Below are 19,734 nucleotides of genomic sequence, written 5' to 3'. Positions count from 1 at the left end.
AGATCAAGATCTAAAGCAAGATCAAGGGCGGCTCGCTTCGCATCGTGGTTACCGTTGGTTAATACAACGTTGTGTAGATACCCATACTCATCGGGGCATAGGTATCTACACAATTTTCAGAGACTGGCGAGTTCCCCTGTGGCGAGCGGGCTTGTCCCGCGTTGGGCTGCGTAGCAGCCCCAGTAAAGCTGAATGCGGTGTATCAGAAACTCCATAGCGGCTGTTTTGGGGCCGCTACGCGGCCCAACGCGGGACAAGCCCGCTCGCCACAGGGAGATTTATCAGAGGCTGAAAAGTTGTGTAGATATCCATGCCCCGATGCGGGAGTGTCAGTTGATGCATCTGTAGCTGACCCACTGCCATCAGGGGGCAAGTCGAACCGTCGCACCGTCCCTCCCACATTTGGATTTGCATACCTCAGGTAGACCTCGGCCTGAGCTAAAGGCCAATCTCGAAAAGACATTATTTATATGAATAAAAAAACTAAAAAATAATAAAATTAGAGAATATTAGCTTATATCAAAACAGCATTGTATTTTCAAAACCCATTCCGTTATGTTTGATCGCAACAGCCTACCCCTGACCTCGGATGGTACCCAGCGTAATCAAGATTCTGCGCGCCATAACCGGGTGATCATCCCCGCAGCAGAATCGTTGGAAGGGAGTTCAACGTATGTTGCCAATTCAAACCCAGCGCCACACCTAGTCCCCAATCGCCGCAACCCCCCTGAAAAAAACCGAGCACCGCGCCCGCCCGCGTGACTGCCCGACTTTGCGATTTGGAATGTCTGGAGTGGCTATGAAGCAAGTCTTACAACCGACCGCCATCCTGGCGCTGGCAATCCTGGCCACTACCGCCCGGGCCCAGGACGACAGCACCCTTTCCACCGTGGTGGTCACCGGTAACCGTGGCGCCGAACAACGCACGGTCACCAGCAGCCCGGTGCCGATCGATGTGGTCAGCGCCAAGCAATTGCAGAGCACCGGCAAGCCCGGTTTGATGGAGGCGTTGAGCGCGGTGATCCCATCGCTGACCCTGCCGGAAAAAACCGGTTGGGACGCCAGCGGCATCGCCCGTGCGCCGAACCTGCGCGGCATGAGTGCCGCCGAAGTGCTGGTGCTGGTCAATGGCAAGCGCCGCCACACCGCGGCCACCCTGAACATCAACGGCATCAACACCGGCGCCGCGCCGGCAGACCTGGATTTGATCCCGATCAGCGCCATCGACCACGTCGAAGTCCTGCGCGACGGGGCCGCCGCCCAGTACGGCTCCGATGCCATCGCCGGGGTCATCAACGTGATCCTCAAGGCCGACACCAGTGGCACCTCGGTGACCAATGTCGGCCAGGGTTACGACGGCAAGAAACAGACCGTGCAGCAAAGCCTCAACAAGGGCTTCGAGATCGGCAACGGCGGCATCGTGCAGTTGGCCCTGGACGCGCGCAGTCAGAACGACGACAACAAGGCCAGCGCCAATGGCTACACCTACGCCCAGGCCTTTGAGCAGGCCGGCCGCTCCACCTATGGCGGCTACGGCACACCGAAGACCAACCTGCTGACCCTGGGCTACAACGCCGAATTGCCGATCGACGACAGCTTCAGCCTGTATTCCTTCACCACCTATTCGCGGCGCAAGGCCGAGCAGGGCCAGAACTTCCGCCTGCCGACCATCACCAACACCATCACCACCGGGCCTAACGGTTACCCCGGCGGCTACACGCCGACCTGGTATATCGACGAGGACGACTTCCAGGCCGCATTCGGCGGTAAAGGCACCGTCGGCGAGTGGGACTGGGACCTGTCCACCACCTACGGACGCAACGAGGCGGAGCAGGGCACCACCCATAACCAGAACCCATCCCTGGGCGAGGCCACGCCGAACAGCTTCACCTCCGGTACCTGGATTTCCACCGAGCTGACCACCAACCTCGATTTCAAGCGCGGCTTCGACATCGGCCTGCAAAAGCCGCTGGACCTGAGCTACGGTTTCGAACATCGCCGCGACACCTACGAGGTGCAGGCCGGTGACTATGAGTCCTACGCCAACGGCGGCTACTGCGTGGCACCGGGTAACTGTGCGTCGTCCGGGGCCCAGGTCACCAACGGCATCTCGCCGGATGAAGAAAGCAGCGCCTCGCGCAACAGCCTCGCCAGTTACGTCGACGTGGGCTTCAACCCGGTGCCGGACTGGTACGTGGGTACCGCGTTTCGCTACGAGCATTACAACCAGGGCGTGGGCGCTACCCGCAGCGGCAAGCTGACCACCCGCTACGACTTCACCCCGCAGTTCGCCGTGCGCGCCACCGTGAGCAATGGCTTCCGTGCACCGTCCCTGGCCAACAGCCTGTTCAGTGCGCGGTCCACCACCTATGGCGTGGTCGACGGCGTGTACCAATCGATCAACTACGGCGTGCTGCCGGTAGGTTCGGCCGCTGCCCAGGCCTTGGGGGCGCAGGAACTGAAACCCGAGCGCTCCACCAACTTCAGCCTGGGTTTCACGCTGACCCCCAGCGATCGCCTGAGCTTCACCGCCGACGCCTACGTGATCAACCTGCGCGACCGCATCACCCTCACGGGCACCTTGCTCGGCCCGGAAATCACCCAGGTGCTGCAAGGCAATGGCATCACCTCCACCTCCGGCGGCCAGTACTTCATCAACGGCGCCGACACCCGCACCAAAGGCCTGGACCTGGTCGGCAACTACAGCCAGGACCTCGGCCCCTATGGCGCGCTGAAATGGACCGCCGCGTTCAACTGGAACCAGACCAGAATCCTCAACTACAAGGAATCCACCACGATCCTGGGCACGGCCTATGACCTGATGGACCGCCAGGCCCGCAACCTGATCACCGGCGTGCAGCCCAGCACCAAGCTGATCCTCGGTGGCGACTGGAGCATCGAACGCTTCAACCTCAACCTGGCCCTGACCCGCTACGGCTCTTACAAAGAGGTCAACGTCTCCGCCGACCGCAGCCTCGACCGGGTCTACAGCGCCAAGTGGATCACCGACCTCGATCTTGGCTACAACCTCACCAAAGACCTCAACGTGGCCATCGGCGCCAAGAACCTGTTCGACGTCTACCCGAAAAAACAAGGTGTACCGAGCAGCACCATGGTCAGCAGCTACGGCACCTATTCGCCCTACGGTTTTACCGGCGGGTACTACTACACCCGCTTGACCTATGCCTTCTAGGCCGAGGAATACATCATGCCCATCGTTGCCAAATCCTATGACCTGATTGACTCGCCCGGCGCGCTGCGCCAGGCCCGTGTGTCCACACCGATCAAAGCCCTGCAGGTGGTGCCCGCGCGGCACCCCTGGCGCTGGGCCGGGTCGATCTTTGCCGCGCTGGTGCTGCTCGCCATCGCCCATTCCCTGGCCACCAACCCGCGCTGGGAGTGGGGCGTGTTCGGCCAGTGGTTCTTCTCGCCGTCGGTGCTGCGTGGCCTCGGCCAGACCCTGTTGCTGACGCTGCTGAGCACGGTGTTCAGCGCCATCCTCGGCACTGCGCTGGCGTTGGCGCGGCTGTCGGGCTCGCCGCTGCTGGCGGCCCTGGCCTGGGGCTACATCTGGTTTTTCCGCTCGATGCCGGCGCTGCTGGTGCTGATCATCCTCTACAACTTCGCCTACCTGTACGACCACATTGTCCTCGGCGTACCGTTCACCAGCGTGGTGTTCGCCGAGTGGTCGACGGTGGACGTGCTCAGCCAATTCACCGTGGCCGTACTGGGCCTGAGCCTGATGCAGGCGGCGTACGCGGCGGAGATCATTCGCGGCGGCCTGATCGGTGTGGATGCCGGCCAGCATGAAGCGGCGGCGGCCCTGGGCCTGCCGGCCTCGCGGCGGATCTTCCGGATCATCCTGCCCCAGGCGCTGCGCTCGATCCTGCCGTCGGGGTTCAATGAAATCATCGGCCTGGTCAAGGGCACCTCCATCGTCTACGTGCTGGCCCTGCCGGAGCTGTTCTACACCGTGCAGGTCATCTACAACCGCACCCAGGCGGTGATCCCGCTGCTGATCGTCGCCACCGTCTGGTACCTGATCATCACCACCGTGCTCACGAGCGCCCAGTACTACGTCGAGCGGCATTTCGCACGGGGTACGGCCAGGGTGCTGCCGCCCACGCCATGGCAACGCGTGCGCCGCTGGCTGAAGGAGAACACCCATGAGTGAAGCCCGCGCCGGCCGTATCCAGATCCAGGGCGTGGGCAAGCGCTTTGGCAATCAACAGGTGTTGAAAGACATCGACCTGACCATCGATCCGGGCAAGGTCACGGTGATTCTCGGGCCGTCCGGCTCGGGTAAATCCACCTTGCTGCGCACCATCAACCACCTGGAAAAGATCGACAGCGGGCACATCACCATCGACGGTGAATACGTCGGCTATCGACGCAAGGGCGACCTGCTTTACGAGCTCAAGGAGCGCGAGATTCTCAAGCGTCGTATCGACGTCGGTTTTGTGTTCCAGAACTTCAACCTGTTCCCGCACCTCACCGCCTGGGAAAACGTCGCCGAGGCGCCGCTGGCGCACAAGCGCTGGAGCAAGGCCGACGCCCAGGCCAAGGCCACCGCACTGTTGGCCAAGGTTGGCCTGGCGGACAAAGTCGATGCCTACCCACGCCAGCTTTCCGGCGGCCAGCAACAGCGCGTGGCGATTGCCCGCGCACTGGCGCTGGACCCCAAGGTGCTGCTGTTCGATGAACCCACCTCGGCCCTCGACCCGGAACTGGTGGGCGAAGTACTCGACGTGATCAAGGGCCTGACCCGGCTGGGCGTGACCCTGGTGATCGTCACCCACGAAATCGGTTTTGCCCGCGAAGTGGCCGACCACGTGGTGTTCCTCTGCGACGGCGAGTTGATCGAAGAGGGCCCGCCCGAACAGATTTTCCGCCAACCCCGACATCCCCGCACCGTGGCCTTTCTCGGCAAGGTGCTTTAGTTCAAGGAGTGACTGCCCATGTTCATCAACACCACCCGCGTGGCCCTGCTGGCGCTGGCCGTCAGTGCTGCGCAAAGCGCATTCGCCGTGCAACAGGTCGACCTCAGCCCCGACCGCCCACGCATCCATGTGCCGCGTAACGAAGCGGCGATTGCGCAGATCCCGCCGGGCTTCAAGTTCGCCCAGCCGGGCAAGTTCACCGTGGCCGTGTCCGGCGTGGCAGGGCCGCCCCTGGCGCTGCTGGCCAGCGACGACAAGACCACCATCGGCAGCGAAGCCGACACCGCGCAACTGGTGGCCGACAGCCTCGGCCTGCAACTCAATGTGGTGCAGACCAGCTGGGAAGACTGGCCCCTGGGCGTCAGCTCGGGCAAGTACGACGCGGTGATCAGCAACGTCACCGTGACCGAGGCGCGCAAGAAGCGCTTTGACTTCGCCACCTATCGCCAGGATGTGCTCGGCTTCTACGTCAAGACCACCAGCAAGATCAGCGAGATCAAGCAGGCAGCCGATATTGCCGGGCTGAAGATCATCGTCGGCTCCGGCACCAACCAGGAAAAAGTCCTGCTGGCCTGGAACGAGGCCAACGAAAAGGCCGGCCTCAAACCCGCGCTGTTGCAGTACTTCGACGACCAGGCCGCCGCGCAACTGGCGGTGCAGTCGGGGCGCAGCGATGCGCTGTTCGGGCCCAACTCGGTGTATGCCTATTCGGCGGCGATCACCGGCGGCATCAAGCGCGTCGGCACGGTGAACGGTGGCTGGCCATTGCAGGCGGACATTGCCGTGACCACCCGCAAGGACAACGGCCTGGTCAAGCCGATCCACACCGCCCTGGAAGGCGCGATTGCCGGCGGCCAGTACGAGCAGGTGCTGCAACGCTGGGGCCTGGATGTGGAACGCGTCGACAAGTCGCTGATCAACCCACCGGGCCTGCCGGATTAAGGAGCAATCGACATGGGACTGACACGACGTGAAGCGTTGTCGAGCATCGCTGCGGTAGGCGGCGAAAAAGCCGTCAAGGATGCACTCGCGGTACTCGGCCTCGGGCCGTCATCGCACCGCCGACCGCAACCGTTGAAACTCAAGGACGGCCTGGGGCAGGGCACCCGCGTGCTGGTGCTGGGCGCCGGGATTGCCGGGCTGGTCACCGCCCTGGAACTGACCCGCGCCGGGTTCAGCGTGCAGGTGCTGGAAGCCCGTGAGCGGGTCGGCGGTCGCACCTGGACAATCCGCCATGGCGACCGTGTGGACTACCAGGATGGCCGTACGCAGACCGCCGCGTTCGAGCCGGGGCATTACTTCAACGCCGGGCCGGCAAGGATTCCCAGCCAGCACCGCACGATCCTCGATTATTGCAGTGAGTTGGGGGTGCCGCTGGAAGTGCTGGTCAACAGCAGCCATGGCGCCCAGGTGCGGCCGGATGTGAACCAGCCGGCCTTCAGCGTCGGCCAGGCGATCAACGATGCGCGCGGGCACGTGTCCGGGTTGCTGGCCAAGGCGGTGCAGCGCGATGCCCTCGACGATGTGCTGAGCGCCGAGGAGCGCACGCGCTTGCTGGCGTTTTTGCACGTGTATGGCGACCTGTCCCAGGAGCTGGCCTTTGAGGGCACGATCCGTTCGGGGCACCTGGAATCCCCGGCACATCCCGGCGCCTTGCCCGCCAGCCGCAGCCCGTTGGCACTGGACCAACTGCTGCACCCCGAGCTGTGGGGCGCCTTGCTGCACACCGAATTCCCGGAGTTTTCGGCGACCATGTTCCAACCGGTGGGTGGCATGGACCGCATCACCGACGCCTTCTACCGGCGCGTCAGCGATCACGTGCAACTGGGCGCCCAGGTGCGCCAGATTCGTCAGTTGGAAGGCGGCGTGGCGGTGACCTACCACGACCAACGCAGCGGTCGCGAGCAGGTGGTGCGCGCCGACTATCTGGTCTCGACCTTGCCGCTGCCATTGCTGGCCAAGCTCGACACCGACTTCAGCGACCCGATCAAGGCCGCCTTGCTCAGCACCCGCAGCGACCAGGCCACCAAAGTGGCGTGGCAGTCCCCACGCTTCTGGGAAACCGACTACCGCACCTACGGCGGCCTGTCGTGGATCGAACACCCGGCGCGCCTGCTCTGGTATCCGAGCAACGACCTCAACACCCGCGAGGGCCTGCTGGTGGCCGGCTACGTGACCGGGGAGGGCGCCGATGCGTTTGGCGCGCGACCGTTCGACCAGCAGTACGCCACCTCCAAGGAGGCCGTGGAGTTGCTGCATCCGGGCTATTCCAAACACCTGCGCCACCCGCTGGCGGTGTCCTGGGAACAGATCCCCTTCAGCGAAGGCCCGTGGCTGCAACGCGAACACTTCCCGGCCGATGCCAGCGCCTTGCTCGAAGAAGGCCACGGCCGCGTGTACTTCGCCGGCGACGGCCTGGTGCAAAGCGGCGTGGGCATCTGGCAGGAATCGGCGGCCAACTCGGCGCGGCATGTGGTCGCGCAACTGGCTGAACGCGTGACCCAACAACGACAGGTCGCGGCACTCGCCGCCTCTTAAGGAGACACACCATGAGCGACAGCATTCAACGCACCAGCATCGGCGATTTCCCGATCTCGCAGACCGTCACCGTACCGGCGTCCGCCAGCCTGATCTTTGTCAGCGGGACCTTGCCGGACCTGGTTGATCCAACGGTTCCCGGGGTGTTTGGCAACACCGAAGTGCAGACGGTTTCGGTCTTCAACAAGCTGCGCCAGATCCTGCGCCAGCAAGACCTGGACCTGGGCGATATCGTGCAGTTACGGGTATTCCTGGTCGGCGCCGAGGAAACGGGCGGCAAGCTGGATTTCGCCGGGTTGCAGCGTGGGTATACGCAGTTCTTCGGCACCCCCGAGCAGCCGAACAAGCCCGCACGCACCGCGTTGCAGGTCGTGGCGTTGCCATTGCCCGGTGCACTGGTGGAAATCGAAGCCATCGCCGCCAGGACGGCGTGACAATCCCTCGCAAGTAACCCCCCCTCACAACCGCTTCCGGGCTTCGGCGTGACTGCGCCGAACGCCCCGGCGGGCGCCTGCCAGACAGCGTTTCCAACCTTCCTGAAGCCCCTCCCGCACAAAGATAAATCTTGTATTTAAACGCCTGCGACGTATTATCCAAGCAATGTCTTGTGTATATACCTGAGGCTGGATTTCCCTTTCGACAAATACGGAGGTTTGAATGACTGTGGAGGCAGGGTTACTGGGTCACTCGATGTCAGTGTTCCTGGGCGTACAGGCCGTTGGCTTGAGCCTGTGGCTGAGCATTGCGGTGCTTAACAACTGGCAAGCGTTTCGCAGCTCGGTAGGCGCGGTAGGCGCGACCATGGCCATGGAGCCGTTGCGCCAGAGCCCCGCCATCGATATTCCCTTGCTGGTGCGGGCCGTGCGTTCACCCCGTCTGCACCAACTGGCGCTGCTGGTGGTGCTGGCCCTGCAACTGGTCGCTGCACTCGCGGCCTGGACCGGCAGTTATCACTTGATCCTCGGCGACGGCCTGCTGTCGGCACGGCCCTGGCTCAACCTCGCCCTGAGTGCGTTTTCGGCGTTTGTCTTCGCGATGCTGCTGGGGGGCTTGTGGTTCGGCTACTGGATTCGCCAGGAGGGGTTGCAACTGACTCACCTGGTGCTGTCGATCTGGGCGGTACTGGCCTTCTTCCTGTTCAACCACAGCTGGCTGTGAGCCGCGCGTAACGCACTCATCGTGATAAGGACGTCCATGAACAAGAAGAAGATAACCAGCCTGGTGTTGATTCCGGTGGCGGTCATCGCGGTGGTGATGATGTCGCGCGCGCCGTCCCAGGCCCAATCCGCCGATGCCCCCGCCAGCGCGTTGACCAAGGTGGCCCTGGGGGCGGTGCAATTGCGCCCGGCCAATGTGTATTTCGCCGGCGTCGGTGAGCTGGAAGCGGCCTCCCAGGTGCAGGTTTCCGCCGAGGTCGGCGGGCGGGTCACCTTGATCAACTTCGAGTCGGGCCGCCAGGTCAAGGCTGGCGAGGTGCTGGTCAAACTCAACGATGCCCCGGAACAGGCCGAGCAGTTGCGGCTGCAGGCCCAGGTGCGCAATGCCGAGATCATCCGCAAGCGCGTGACCGGGCTGGTCAGGGAAAACGCCGCGACCCAGGAACAGCTCGACAACGCCCGGGCCGCCCATGACATGGCCTTGGGCGAGTTGAAAAAAGTCCAGGCACTGATTGCCCAGAAGACTATCCGCGCACCCTTCGCCGGGGTGCTGGGGATTCGCCAGGTCAACGAAGGGCAGTACCTCAATGTCGGCGATCGCATCGTCAGCCTGGTCAACACCCAGGTGCTCTATGTCAATTTTTCCCTGGATGAGCAGCTCAGTCGCCGTCTGGTCGTCGGGCAAACCGTGGGCGTGCTGATCGACGCCTACCCTGACCGGGTGTTCAAGGCGCGGATCAGTGCCGTCGACCCGATGATCGGCCGCTCACGCACGGTGCAGGTGCAGGCCACGCTGGAGAGCCCGGACGCCCCCCTCAAGCCGGGCATGTACGCCAGCGTCAAAGTGGCCGATACCGAGGTGGCCGATGTGCTCACCGTGCCGGAAACGGCGGTGGCCTACACCGCCTATGGCGATACCGTTTTCCTTGCCCGCCCGGACCAGGGCGCCACGCTGGTGGTCAAGCGGGTGGCGGTGAAAATCGGCCAGCGCCAGGACGGTTGGGTCCAGATCCAGGAAGGCTTGCACGAGGGTGACCAGGTGGTGACCTCCGGACAACTCAAGCTCAGTGACGGCATGGCGGTGCAGGCGACCGATGACACCCTGGCCCTGCCTGCGTCCAAACCGCCTGTGACGGGCATCTGATTCTTCGCCCAGAGAACGCTCATGACTTTCACCGATATTTTCGTTCGGCGGCCGGTGCTCGCGCTTGTCGTCAGTATTCTGATCCTGCTGCTGGGGATCATGTCCTTGTTGCAGCTGCCGATCCGCCAGTACCCGATGCTGGAAAGCTCCACCATCACCGTGACCACCGAATACCCCGGCGCGTCATCTGACCTGATGCAGGGCTTCGTCACCCAACCGATTGCCCAGGCGGTGTCATCGGTGGAAGGCGTGGATTACCTGTCGAGTTCGTCGGTGCAGGGGCGCAGCGTGGTCACGGTGCGCATGGAGCTCAACCGTGACTCGACCCAGGCCCTCACGGAAGTCATGGCCAAGGTCAACCAGGTGCGTTTCCGGCTGCCGGAGCAGGCCTATGACCCGGTGATCGAGCGCTCGTCCGGCGAGTCGACGGCGGTGGCCTATATCGGGTTCTCCAGCCCGACCCTGTCGACCCCGGCCTTGACCGATTACCTGGCACGGGTGGTGGAGCCGGTGATGAGCACCATCGAGGGCGTGGCCAAGGTCCAGGTGTTCGGCGGGCAAACCCTGGCGATGCGCCTGTGGATCGACCCCGCACGGCTGGCCGCTCGCGGCCTGACCGCCGCCGATGTGGCCGACGCGGTGCGCCGCAACAACTACCAGGCGGCGCCGGGCAAGGTCAAAGGCCTGTTCGTGGTCGCCAACCTGCGGGTCAATACCGACCTGACCAACGTCAATGAATTTCGCGATTTGGTGCTGCGCAACGATGGTAACGGCCTGGTGCGCCTGAAGGATGTCGGCACCGTGGAGCTGGGCGCGGCGTCCAGCGAAACCAGTGCCACCATGGACGGCGTTTCGGCCGTGCACCTGGGGTTGTTCCCGACGCCCGGCGGCAACCCGCTGGTGATCGTCGACGGTATCAAGAAACTCCTGCCGGACGTGCGCAAGACCCTGCCGCCGGACGTCAAGGCCGAGCTGGCGTTTGAAACCGCGCGCTTTATCCAGACCTCCATCGACGAGGTGATGAAGACCCTGCTCGAGGCCTTGCTGATCGTGGTGATCGTCATCTACCTGTGCCTGGGGTCGTTGCGCACGGTACTGATTCCGGTGGTGACCATCCCCTTGTCGATGCTGGGGGCCGCGGCGCTGATGCTGGCGTTCGGTTTCAGCCTCAACCTGTTGACGCTGCTGGCGATGGTGCTGGCCGTGGGGCTGGTGGTGGACGATGCGATTGTGGTGGTGGAGAACGTGCACCGGCATATCGAGGAGGGCAAGACCCCGGTGGCGGCCGCCCTGATCGGTGCGCGGGAAGTGGCGGGGCCGGTGATCGCCATGACCATTACCCTGGCGGCGGTGTATGCGCCTATCGGCATGATGGGCGGCCTCACGGGGGCGTTGTTTCGTGAGTTCGCCCTGACCCTGGCCGGCGCGGTGATCGTGTCCGGCGTGGTGGCGCTGACGTTGTCGCCGGTCATGAGCTCGTTCCTGCTGCAGTCCAAGCAATCGGAAGGGCGCATGGCGCACCTGGCCAACCGTTTCTTCGACGGCCTGGCCCTGCGTTATGCCAAGGTACTGGACCTGTCGCTGCGGCATCGCTGGCTCAGCGGGCTGTTTGCCTTGCTGGTGATGATCAGCCTGCCGTGGCTGTACCAGTTGCCGCAGCGGGAGCTGGCGCCCACCGAGGACCAGGCCGGGCTGCTCACCGCCATCAAGGCGCCGCAACATGCCAACCTGGAATACGTCGAGCGCTTTTCCACCAAGCTGAATGAGGTCTATGGGCGCCTGCCGGAAACCGTCAGCACCTGGATCATCAATGGCAGCGACGGCATCGCCTCGAGCATTGGCGGCATCAACCTGACGTTGTGGGGCGAGCGCGAGCGCACCGCCGCGCAGATCCAGGTCGACCTGCAGGCGGCCACCAACGATGTGGAAGGCACCAGCATCTTTGCCTTCCAGTTGCCTGCCTTGCCGGGCTCCACCGGTGGCCTGCCGGTGCAACTGGTGCTGCGCAGTTCCCAGGATTACCGCGTGCTGTACGAAACCATGGAGCAGATCAAGCAGAAGGCCCGCGACAGTGGGTTGTTCGCCGTGGTTGACAGTGACCTGGACTATAACAACCCGGTGGTACAGGTGCGGGTGGACCGGGCCAAGGCCAACAGCCTGGGGATCCGCATGCAGGACATCGGCGAATCGCTGGCGGTGCTGGTGGGGGAAAACTACCTCAACCGCTTTGGCCTGGAGGGCCGCTCCTATGATGTGATTGCCCAGAGCCCGGGCAGTGAGCGACTGACGCCCGAAGCCCTGACCCGCCAGTATGTGCGCACGGAAGACGGCACGCTGATTCCGCTGTCGACGGTGATCCAGGTGTCCGAGCACGTCGAACCCAACAAGCTGACCCAGTTCAACCAGCAGAACGCCGCGACCTTCCAGGGCGTGCCGGCGGCCGGGGTCACCCTGGGCGACGCCGTGGCGTTCCTGGAGGGCGTCACCGCCGAGTTGCCCGTAGGGTTCAGCTACGACTGGCAATCCGATGCGCGGCAGTACACCCAGGAAGGCAATGCGCTGCTGCTGGCGTTCCTGGCGGCGGTGATCGTGATCTACCTGGTACTGGCGGCGCAGTACGAAAGCCTGATGGACCCGCTGATCATCCTGATCACCGTGCCGCTGTCCATCAGCGGCGCGCTGATTCCCCTGGCGCTGGGCTACGCCACGATCAATATCTACACCCAGATCGGCCTGGTGACCCTGATCGGGCTGATCAGCAAGCACGGCATCCTGATGGTCGAGTTCGCCAACGCCCTGCAGGCCCAGGAACACCTCGACCGTTCCGAGGCGATACGCAAGGCCGCGCAGATTCGCTTGCGGCCGATCCTGATGACGACGGCGGCCATGGTGGTCGGCCTGGTGCCGCTGCTGTTCGCTTCGGGTGCCGGGGCCAACAGCCGCTATGGCCTGGGGGTGGTGATTGTATCGGGCATGCTGATCGGTACCTGCTTCACCCTGTTCGTGCTGCCGACGGTCTACACCCTGCTGGCCCGCAAGCATTCCCTGGCGGCCGCGACCCCACGGGCCCAGTCCCTGGCGCAAACCCTGAGGAGTGAACCATGAAGCCCGGCAAAACTGTCACCACCGTGCTGGCGCTGACGCTGCTCAACGGCTGCATGGTCGGGCCGCATTACGAAAAGCCCGTAACCCCGCCGATCAGCCTGGTCACCGCGCAAAAGGCCTTGTTCGCCCAACAGGCGCCCGTGCAGGCCCAGTGGTGGTCGTTTTTTGACGACGCCGAGCTCGATCGCCTGATCGACACGGCGCTGGCGCATAACCATGACATTCGCCAGGCCCAGGCCAACCTGTTGGCCTCCCGTGCGGTGTTCGATGACCGCCGGCTCGACCAGTATCCCGGCGTCACCGCCCGTACCGCCTATGGCCGCAGCCTGGAGCAGCAGTTGCCGTTCGACGGTGGGCCACCGGAGCGGATGCTGTCGCAGACCTATCGCGCCGGTTTTGATGTGCAGTGGGAGATCGACGTGTTCGGGCGTTTGCAACGCCTGACCGCCTCGGCCATGGCGCGTTCCCAGGCAGCCCAGGCGGACCTGGCGCTGATGCAGTTGAGCATCGCTGCCGATGTCGCGCGTTATTACTACGAGCAGCAAGGCTTGAGCCGCAGCCTGGAGGTGGCCCAGGCCCAGGTCAGTGCCTGGCGCGAAACGCTCACGCTGACCAGCGCCCAGGTGCGCGCCGGTAGCGGCCAATTCGAGGATCAGCAAAACGCCCATGCCAACCTGCTGCTCAGTGAGGCGGCGATTCCACCGTTGCTGACGCGGATCCAGGAAACCGGTTATCGCCTGGACGTATTGACCGGCCAACCACCGCGTCAACAGCAGGCCCTGGCCAAGGCGCATTTCCTCGCGCCCCTGGCCCGGCAACTGCCCTTGGGCGATGTCGACCAGTTGATCCGCAATCGTCCGGATGTGGTCAGCGCCGAACGCCTGCTGGCCGCCAGCACCGAAGACGTCGGCGCCGCCACGGCGGACTTGTACCCACGCCTGAACCTGGGCGGTTTCATTGGCTTCTTCGCCCTGCGCGGCGGCGACCTGGGCAGCGCGTCCCGCGCGTATGAGCTGGCGCCGTCGGTGGACTGGCCGGCGTTTCGCCTGGGCAACGTGCGCGCACGCCTGCGCGGTTCCCAGGCCCAGGCCGAAGGTGCCCTGGCGCGCTATCAACAGTCGCTGCTCAAGGCCCAGGAAGATGTGGAAAATGCACTGATGCGCCTGGCGCAGGACCAGACCCGCCTGGGCGCCTTGCTGGCGTCCGCCACCCATGCCGAGCAGGCGATCGACATCGCCAGCAAACGCTACCGCAGCGGTTCGGGCACCTACATGGCGGTGCTGGAAAACCAGCGTGCGTTTTTCCTGATCAAGAAGGACGTGGCCGATGCCGAGACGGCGTCCTACCTCAACGCCATCGCGCTATACAAGGCGCTGGGCTGGGGCAGTGGCGGTGCGCAGCAGGCTCAATCAGCGGACAAACCATTGGCCAGCAACTGAGCCTTGAGATCGGGCCGGTAGTTACGTGCATACGTGCGGCCCACGGTGCTTGACCAGGACTGGCCGTCCGCACGGCCGATGATCTGCCAATGGCGCATCAGGTGCTGGTCATAGGCACTGATCGCCGGTGCGAGCGCGGCCGGGTTGTAGCGCTCGTCGTGACGGAAGGCTTCGATGCCCATGCGCGGTTTCTGTGCCGCCGGCTCGTGCACATGACCCAGGGCCAGGCCGCACAGGGCGAAGGTCTGCTCGGGCAGCCCGAGCAGCTCGATCATCGCCTCGGCGTTGGCACGAATGCCGCCCACCGGCACCACGCCCAACCCCAATGAGCGTGCGGCGATCATCAGGGTGCTGAGGATGATGCCGCCGTCGGTGCTGGCGGCGATCAGCCCTTCCAAGTGCCGCTGGATCTGCTGTTGCTGGCCATTGAGCGCGGCACCGACGGCGGTCTTGTGAAAGTCCACCACCAGGGTGATAAACACCGGTGCCGACGCGATCCAGGGCTGGCCGCCGGCTATTGCCGCAATGCGTTGGCGGGTGCCTGCGTCGCGCACGACCACCACGGAAATATGCTGGGCATTGAAGGACGTCGGCGCCAGGTGGCCGGCCCGCAAGATGGCATCCAGGTGTTCGTCGCTGACGGGCGTGGGTTGGAAGCTGCGCTCGCTGCGGTGGTTGGCGAGCAAGTCGATAGTCGGGGTCATGGCCTTATTCCTTTAGGGCGGTTGGTGTGGGGCGGTCAGGTGCGCGGTTGGATGTTATAGACGCAACGCCGGTCCCCGGAGATCAGGTGTTCGCAGCGTTCGACAAGGGTGTCGTCACCCATGGCTGCACGAAATATCTGCAGCTCCGAGCGGCAGAAACCCTGGCATTTGCGCGCGGCGGCGCAGATCGGGCAATGGTTTTCGATCAGCAGCCAACCTTCACCTGCGGGTTCCATATGCGCCATATAGCCGGCGAGTTCGCGGATGCGCACCAGGATGGCGACTTTTTCTTCCAGGGATGAGGCTTGCGAACACGCCTGGACGTATTCCTGGCGGTTGGTCGCTTCCATGCTGGTGATGATTTTCTCGATGCCGTCACTGCCGAAAACCCCCTCGATGGATTCGATCAGGTGCAGGGTCAGCACACTGTGGGAATCGGGGAATTTGTTCTGCGCAGTGTCCGTCAACGCCCACTTCAACGAAGGGCGGCCGGCCCCGGAGGTGGGTGCCGAAACGCCGACGATCAGTTCCGATGCCTGCAACTTCTGGATTTGTTGCCGGGTTGCCTCAAACGTGAGTTCCAGCAGGGACGCCAGTTCGGTGGTTTTCAACGGGCCACGGGTCTTGAGCAAAAACAGGATGCGTTCAGCGGTGGATGACTGGGTATCGTCGGCAGGTCTGGAGGTCATAAATCGCGTGTAACCATGGGGAGTGAGGGCATCACTGGAGTTCGTCGACCTTTGGCGCCATCCATTGCGTAAGGGGTAGTGGGCATGAGCATAGTCATTTTTGCTGCTCAGGAAAATAATAAATAAATGGAATCAATAGGTAATTATAAATAGCAAATAATTATAAAAGGTTTGCCTTGCTTTTGTAGGGCTTACGACTAGGATCGTAGCTAGCTTTTTGGAAGCTGCTCGTAAACATTCATTTGCACACGACTCCGGACCGTTAAAAAACACGCTGCGTCCCAAGCACTCATCGCTCGCCGACGCCAGTGAAGACAAAAACATTCAAGGAAGAGAATCTGTATGAATGCGCAAAAGCCGACGACCATCTATGAGCACGCCGATGAAGTAACCGCTCTGTCCAGCGTGGTCGACCTGGTGAAACTCTCCGACCAGTATCGACAATCCGCCATCCTTCACTTCGCCGTAGCGCAGCACCTCTTCGATCACACCGCCCGCCCGGCTACCGCCAACGCGATCAGCCAGCAATTGGGCTGGGTGCCCAATAAGGCGAAGATCTTTCTCAATGGCCTGGTCGCCCTGGGCCTGTTGAAAAAGTCCGCCGACACCTATACCAACCAGCCCCTGGCCGAGCGTTTCCTGGTCAGCCGCAGCGCCGAGTTCATCGGCCCGATCATTGCCCACCAGCGCTTGCAGTGGCAGAACTGGCCACGCCTCGGGGAAATCCTGAGCAGCGCCGAGTCCATGGATTTCCAGCAGGAGAACCGCTTCAAGCACGACATTGCCGCACGTGATGCCTTCAACGATGCGATGGTGCGCTTCAGTCAACCCATGGTCGATGTGCTCAAGGAATTGCCGGTGTTCGATACCGCCAGCAAGGTCATCGACCTGGCCGGTGGACACGGCACCTATATCGCCGAAATTGCTCGGCGGCACCCTCAGGTCCAGGGCGAAATCTGGGACCTGGCCGCCACGCGCCAGTCCGCCGAAAGCACCGTCGAGAAGTACCAGTTGGCGGGGCGCCTGACGTTCAAGGAGCGTAACCTGCTGGACCTGGCCCGCTACGAAGGTGAAAGCGCCGACGTGATCATGGTCAATGATTGCCTGCACTATTTCACCCGCGAAGAAACCAGCACGCTGATCCGCTCGGCGGCCCAATTGGTCAACGACGGCGGTTCGTTGCTGGTGCTGAGCATGACCCTGGAAGACGATGAAATTCACCCGGCGCTGTCGGCGGATTTCTCCCTGCACATGATGGTCAACACGGTGCACGGCGAACTGCATCCCACCCGCTGGATCGCCGAACAGATGGTTGCCCAGGGCTTTGAGGTGGTCCAGGAGCCTATCGGGCGCTACAGCCTGTTGATCGGTCGCCGCACTGAGGGGAGGGTTGCCTGATGCTGCGCTTTATTACCTTGTACAGCTCCGACACGGCCGCACGTCTGAACGGCTTTCTCGAGCCGTTGAACACCTGCGCGAAAGCCGCCGGTTTTGAACTGTGCGCTGCCGTTGAGGGCGCGCAGTTACCCCAGGCCGACGGGTTTATCCTGCTGGTGTCGGCGGCAGACAGCCTCGATACCCTCACTGCCCGGCTCGCGGCATTGGCCGATGGCTACCACAACAAGGCGGTCAGCATCGTGCGCCTTGCCGAAGGCAGCGCCGGGCAACCTGCCGGCGATCCGCTGAACGCGGCATTGCTGCAACGCACGGCCTGTTTCATTTACCCCCATGGCCTGGCGATCACTGACGCGGGCGTATCCACGGACACGGTGAAAAACTGGCTGGCCGGTTTCTCCAAATTCGCCGCCGCGATCAAAATGTGGCGGTCCCTGGAAGGCGTATCCATCGAGGCGGCCGCGCTGGAATCCCAGCGTCCGCAACTGACCCACATCAACATCCTCACCCGTAACCTGGAAGCCTCCCAGGCGTTTTATCGCGACATCTTCGGCGCCCACTATTGCTACAACCTGGGGCCACGCAAAGTGGTGATGGAGTTGAACGGGTTCGACTTCTTCATCGAGCACAATCCCGACTTTGTCTACCCGCCGGGCTACCACATCGGCATTCGTGCGCTGCCGGAGGATGTCAAGCGCATCGCCGACAAGGTGGCTGCCGACGACAACATCACCCTGGTCAAGGGCAATGGCCCCGCGCCGGGTTATCACCACGGTCCGGACAACGTCCGCACGGCCGTGTACTTCGAAGATCCCGATGGCCTGGTGGTTGAGGTGTACTCCACCGAAATCGAGATGATCGAGACCAATCGAAGGTTGCTGCTCGACCGACTCTGATACCTGACTGATCCACACGCCGAGCGGTTTCGCGCTCGGTCGTGGATGTGTTCGCTCGGAATAAAGGTGTACCTATGACGAATCAATACGGTTGGCATTGGCCGACGCTGCCGAGCCCTTTGCCAAAGAACGTGTCTGATCGGGTATTGATGGGCTACCCGCAGGCTTACGTCGAATATGAACTGACCCGGCAAATCGCCGACGCCACCGGACAGCTGATGAGTGCGCCCATCGAACAACTGCTACGGGTGGTCGAGTCGGTTGCCGAACCCCTGGTGCGGCGTATCGCCGCCGGTGAAGTGCTGGGCTACAAGGGCGACCCGCGCATCGACGTGTTCAGCCCCGCCATGTGCGACGTTCCTGCCGCCCAGGTCGAGATCGGCCTGGAGCCGCAGCGCGTCGATGCGGTCATGACCGCCTACGCCGGGCTGGGCCTGGACCGCAGTTGGATCGAGAAAGAAACCCCCAACCATCGGGTCGACCTGGCGAGCTTTCGCATCGGTCGCTACCCGGTCACCAACAGCGAATATCGCGCCTTCCTGTTGGATACCGGTTATCCGTTCCTGCCGACCGGCTGGGCCTTTGGCCGCTTTCCCCAGCACCAGGCCAACCACCCGGTCTACAGCGTCAGCGACGTGGATGCCGACGCCTACGCCCAATGGCTGAGCCGACGCACCGGGCGGGCGTTCGCGCTGCCCAGCGAAGCACAGTGGGAATACGCCGCGGCAGGGCCGCAGCGCTCTCAGTTTCCCTGGGGCGAAACCTTCAATGTCGAGTACGCCAACACCATCGAGTTGGGGTTGCTCACGTCGACACCCGTCGGGGTGTTCCTCGAGGGCGCCTCGATGTTTGGCGCGCTGGACATGGCCGGCAACGTGGAAGAGTACGTTGCCGACGATTATCGGGCCTATCCGGGCGGGCCTGAGATCAACGATGACCTGGTGCTGGATGTTGGTAGGCACCGGGTAGCCCGTGGCGGCAGTTTCACCCGCTTCAGGGATCTTGCGCGCAATCAGCGCCGACATGGACGTTATCCAAGACCCATCTATGTCATGGGATTCCGTTTGGTAGAAAACCACTCTGGCCAGAACGCGACACTTCCATAGAGGCTATGCCATGGACACTCCAGTAACGCTTCATACGCAAGTTCCCATCTCCATTCTTGGCGGTGAGGTCAACGCCCACTTCTACGGGTTCAAGGGCTTTGACAAGAACAATGAACACTTTGCCGTCAGAGCCGGTGAGCCCGATGCCGATGTGCCCCTGGTGCGCGTGCATTCCGAATGCATCACCGGTGATGTATTCGGTTCCCAGCGCTGCGATTGCGGCCCGCAGCTGCAGGAAGCCCTGAAGGCGCTCGATGCCGAAGGCGGCTACCTGATCTACCTGCGCCAGGAAGGTCGCGGTATCGGCCTGTATTCGAAGTTCGAAACCTACCTGCTGCAAGACGCCGGCATGGACACCTACGAGGCCAACGTGAAGCTCAACCACCCGGAAGACTCGCGCAGTTTCGCCCCGGCGGTCGCCATGCTGCGGGCCCTGGATGTGCATCGCTGCCGGCTCCTGACCAACAACCCGGACAAGGTCAAGCAGTTGCGCGATGGCGGGATCGACGTGGTCAGCTCAGTGCCGACCGGGGTGTTCCTGACCAAGCACAACCACAACTACCTGCGATCAAAAGTCAGCAAGTCGAGCCACACCATCAAGCTTTGATTTCATTCTCCAGG

16 protein-coding genes are annotated in these 19,734 nt (G+C 63.0%); 14 read left to right on the top strand and 2 right to left on the bottom strand.

Annotated elements, in window-relative coordinates:
* The first annotated feature begins 799 nt into the window (after positions 1 to 799).
* From FX984_RS08345 to FX984_RS08300, 10 genes are all read left to right on the top strand, one after another.
* Positions 800 to 3,193: a TonB-dependent receptor plug domain-containing protein gene (locus tag FX984_RS08345; RefSeq protein ID WP_092354846.1), complete on the top strand. Its 2,394-nt coding sequence runs from the start codon at positions 800 to 802 to the stop codon at positions 3,191 to 3,193.
* Between the two features lie 15 nt (positions 3,194 to 3,208).
* Positions 3,209 to 4,174: an amino acid ABC transporter permease gene (locus tag FX984_RS08340; RefSeq protein WP_027607424.1), complete on the top strand. Its 966-nt coding sequence runs from the start codon at positions 3,209 to 3,211 to the stop codon at positions 4,172 to 4,174.
* Positions 4,167 to 4,940: an amino acid ABC transporter ATP-binding protein gene (locus tag FX984_RS08335; RefSeq protein WP_027607425.1), complete on the top strand. Its 774-nt coding sequence runs from the start codon at positions 4,167 to 4,169 to the stop codon at positions 4,938 to 4,940. Before FX984_RS08340 ends, FX984_RS08335 begins: the two co-directional genes overlap by 8 nt.
* 18 nt (positions 4,941 to 4,958) lie before the next feature.
* Complete coding sequence (locus FX984_RS08330; protein WP_065940304.1) at positions 4,959 to 5,882, top strand: ABC transporter substrate-binding protein; 924 nt, start codon at positions 4,959 to 4,961, stop codon at positions 5,880 to 5,882.
* A 12-nt stretch (positions 5,883 to 5,894) separates the two neighbouring features.
* On the top strand, positions 5,895 to 7,478 hold the full coding sequence (locus tag FX984_RS08325) for a flavin monoamine oxidase family protein (protein ID WP_146476528.1): 1,584 nt from the start codon (positions 5,895 to 5,897) through the stop codon (positions 7,476 to 7,478).
* A gap of 11 nt (positions 7,479 to 7,489) precedes the next feature.
* Positions 7,490 to 7,912 carry a RidA family protein gene (locus tag FX984_RS08320; RefSeq protein ID WP_146476527.1) on the top strand — a complete coding sequence of 141 codons (423 nt, stop codon included), beginning with the start codon at positions 7,490 to 7,492 and terminating at the stop codon, positions 7,910 to 7,912.
* 223 nt (positions 7,913 to 8,135) lie between these two features.
* Positions 8,136 to 8,636, top strand: a complete 501-nt coding sequence (locus tag FX984_RS08315) for a DUF2165 family protein (protein WP_043293747.1) — start codon at positions 8,136 to 8,138, stop codon at positions 8,634 to 8,636.
* A 36-nt stretch (positions 8,637 to 8,672) separates the two neighbouring features.
* The gene (locus FX984_RS08310) at positions 8,673 to 9,779 is read left to right on the top strand and encodes an efflux RND transporter periplasmic adaptor subunit (protein WP_092354840.1); all 1,107 of its coding nucleotides are present in this window, start codon (positions 8,673 to 8,675) and stop codon (positions 9,777 to 9,779) included.
* A gap of 21 nt (positions 9,780 to 9,800) precedes the next feature.
* Positions 9,801 to 12,884 (top strand): MexW/MexI family multidrug efflux RND transporter permease subunit, encoded by a 3,084-nt coding sequence (locus FX984_RS08305; protein WP_146476526.1) that lies wholly within the window; start codon positions 9,801 to 9,803, stop codon positions 12,882 to 12,884.
* Positions 12,881 to 14,323 carry an efflux transporter outer membrane subunit gene (locus tag FX984_RS08300; RefSeq protein ID WP_146476525.1) on the top strand — a complete coding sequence of 481 codons (1,443 nt, stop codon included), beginning with the start codon at positions 12,881 to 12,883 and terminating at the stop codon, positions 14,321 to 14,323. Before FX984_RS08305 ends, FX984_RS08300 begins: the two co-directional genes overlap by 4 nt.
* On the opposite strand, the gene FX984_RS08295 is transcribed toward FX984_RS08300, so the two are convergent.
* Positions 14,290 to 15,027, bottom strand: coding sequence for a nitroreductase family protein (locus tag FX984_RS08295; protein ID WP_027607433.1), 738 nt, complete (start codon positions 15,025 to 15,027; stop codon positions 14,290 to 14,292). The genes FX984_RS08300 and FX984_RS08295 overlap by 34 nt on opposite strands.
* Positions 15,028 to 15,062: 35 nt before the next feature.
* Complete coding sequence (locus tag FX984_RS08290) at positions 15,063 to 15,716, bottom strand: helix-turn-helix transcriptional regulator (protein WP_027607434.1); 654 nt, start codon at positions 15,714 to 15,716, stop codon at positions 15,063 to 15,065.
* A 342-nt stretch (positions 15,717 to 16,058) separates the two neighbouring features.
* On the opposite strand from FX984_RS08290, the gene FX984_RS08285 reads away from it, so the two are divergent.
* The 4 genes from FX984_RS08285 (at position 16,059) to ribA (ending at position 19,720) form a co-directional block, all read left to right on the top strand.
* Positions 16,059 to 17,114: a class I SAM-dependent methyltransferase gene (locus tag FX984_RS08285; protein ID WP_027607435.1), complete on the top strand. Its 1,056-nt coding sequence runs from the start codon at positions 16,059 to 16,061 to the stop codon at positions 17,112 to 17,114.
* Positions 17,114 to 18,007, top strand: a complete 894-nt coding sequence (locus FX984_RS08280; RefSeq protein WP_027607436.1) for a VOC family protein — start codon at positions 17,114 to 17,116, stop codon at positions 18,005 to 18,007. Before FX984_RS08285 ends, FX984_RS08280 begins: the two co-directional genes overlap by 1 nt.
* Positions 18,008 to 18,081: 74 nt before the next feature.
* Positions 18,082 to 19,113, top strand: coding sequence for a formylglycine-generating enzyme family protein (locus FX984_RS08275; RefSeq protein ID WP_027607437.1), 1,032 nt, complete (start codon positions 18,082 to 18,084; stop codon positions 19,111 to 19,113).
* A gap of 10 nt (positions 19,114 to 19,123) precedes the next feature.
* On the top strand, positions 19,124 to 19,720 hold the full coding sequence (gene ribA / locus FX984_RS08270) for a GTP cyclohydrolase II RibA (protein ID WP_027607438.1): 597 nt from the start codon (positions 19,124 to 19,126) through the stop codon (positions 19,718 to 19,720).
* The last annotated feature ends 14 nt before the right edge of the window (positions 19,721 to 19,734 follow it).

Origin of the sequence: Pseudomonas marginalis (genome assembly GCF_008692035.1) — a bacterium.
Lineage (GTDB): Bacteria > Pseudomonadota > Gammaproteobacteria > Pseudomonadales > Pseudomonadaceae > Aquipseudomonas > Aquipseudomonas marginalis.
This window is presented reverse-complemented; position numbering and strand designations above follow the sequence as displayed.

Coding starts and splice junctions, on each gene's coding strand:
- FX984_RS08345 (WP_092354846.1), top strand. CDS start 800: ATGAAGCAAGTCTTACAACCGACCGCCATCCTGGCGCTGGCAATCCTG.
- FX984_RS08315 (WP_043293747.1), top strand. CDS start 8,136: ATGACTGTGGAGGCAGGGTTACTGGGTCACTCGATGTCAGTGTTCCTG.
- FX984_RS08300 (WP_146476525.1), top strand. CDS start 12,881: ATGAAGCCCGGCAAAACTGTCACCACCGTGCTGGCGCTGACGCTGCTC.
- FX984_RS08325 (WP_146476528.1), top strand. CDS start 5,895: ATGGGACTGACACGACGTGAAGCGTTGTCGAGCATCGCTGCGGTAGGC.
- FX984_RS08330 (WP_065940304.1), top strand. CDS start 4,959: ATGTTCATCAACACCACCCGCGTGGCCCTGCTGGCGCTGGCCGTCAGT.
- FX984_RS08275 (WP_027607437.1), top strand. CDS start 18,082: ATGACGAATCAATACGGTTGGCATTGGCCGACGCTGCCGAGCCCTTTG.
- FX984_RS08335 (WP_027607425.1), top strand. CDS start 4,167: ATGAGTGAAGCCCGCGCCGGCCGTATCCAGATCCAGGGCGTGGGCAAG.
- FX984_RS08340 (WP_027607424.1), top strand. CDS start 3,209: ATGCCCATCGTTGCCAAATCCTATGACCTGATTGACTCGCCCGGCGCG.
- FX984_RS08285 (WP_027607435.1), top strand. CDS start 16,059: ATGAATGCGCAAAAGCCGACGACCATCTATGAGCACGCCGATGAAGTA.
- FX984_RS08290 (WP_027607434.1), bottom strand. CDS start 15,716: ATGACCTCCAGACCTGCCGACGATACCCAGTCATCCACCGCTGAACGC.
- FX984_RS08310 (WP_092354840.1), top strand. CDS start 8,673: ATGAACAAGAAGAAGATAACCAGCCTGGTGTTGATTCCGGTGGCGGTC.
- FX984_RS08320 (WP_146476527.1), top strand. CDS start 7,490: ATGAGCGACAGCATTCAACGCACCAGCATCGGCGATTTCCCGATCTCG.
- ribA (WP_027607438.1), top strand. CDS start 19,124: ATGGACACTCCAGTAACGCTTCATACGCAAGTTCCCATCTCCATTCTT.
- FX984_RS08295 (WP_027607433.1), bottom strand. CDS start 15,027: ATGACCCCGACTATCGACTTGCTCGCCAACCACCGCAGCGAGCGCAGC.
- FX984_RS08280 (WP_027607436.1), top strand. CDS start 17,114: ATGCTGCGCTTTATTACCTTGTACAGCTCCGACACGGCCGCACGTCTG.
- FX984_RS08305 (WP_146476526.1), top strand. CDS start 9,801: ATGACTTTCACCGATATTTTCGTTCGGCGGCCGGTGCTCGCGCTTGTC.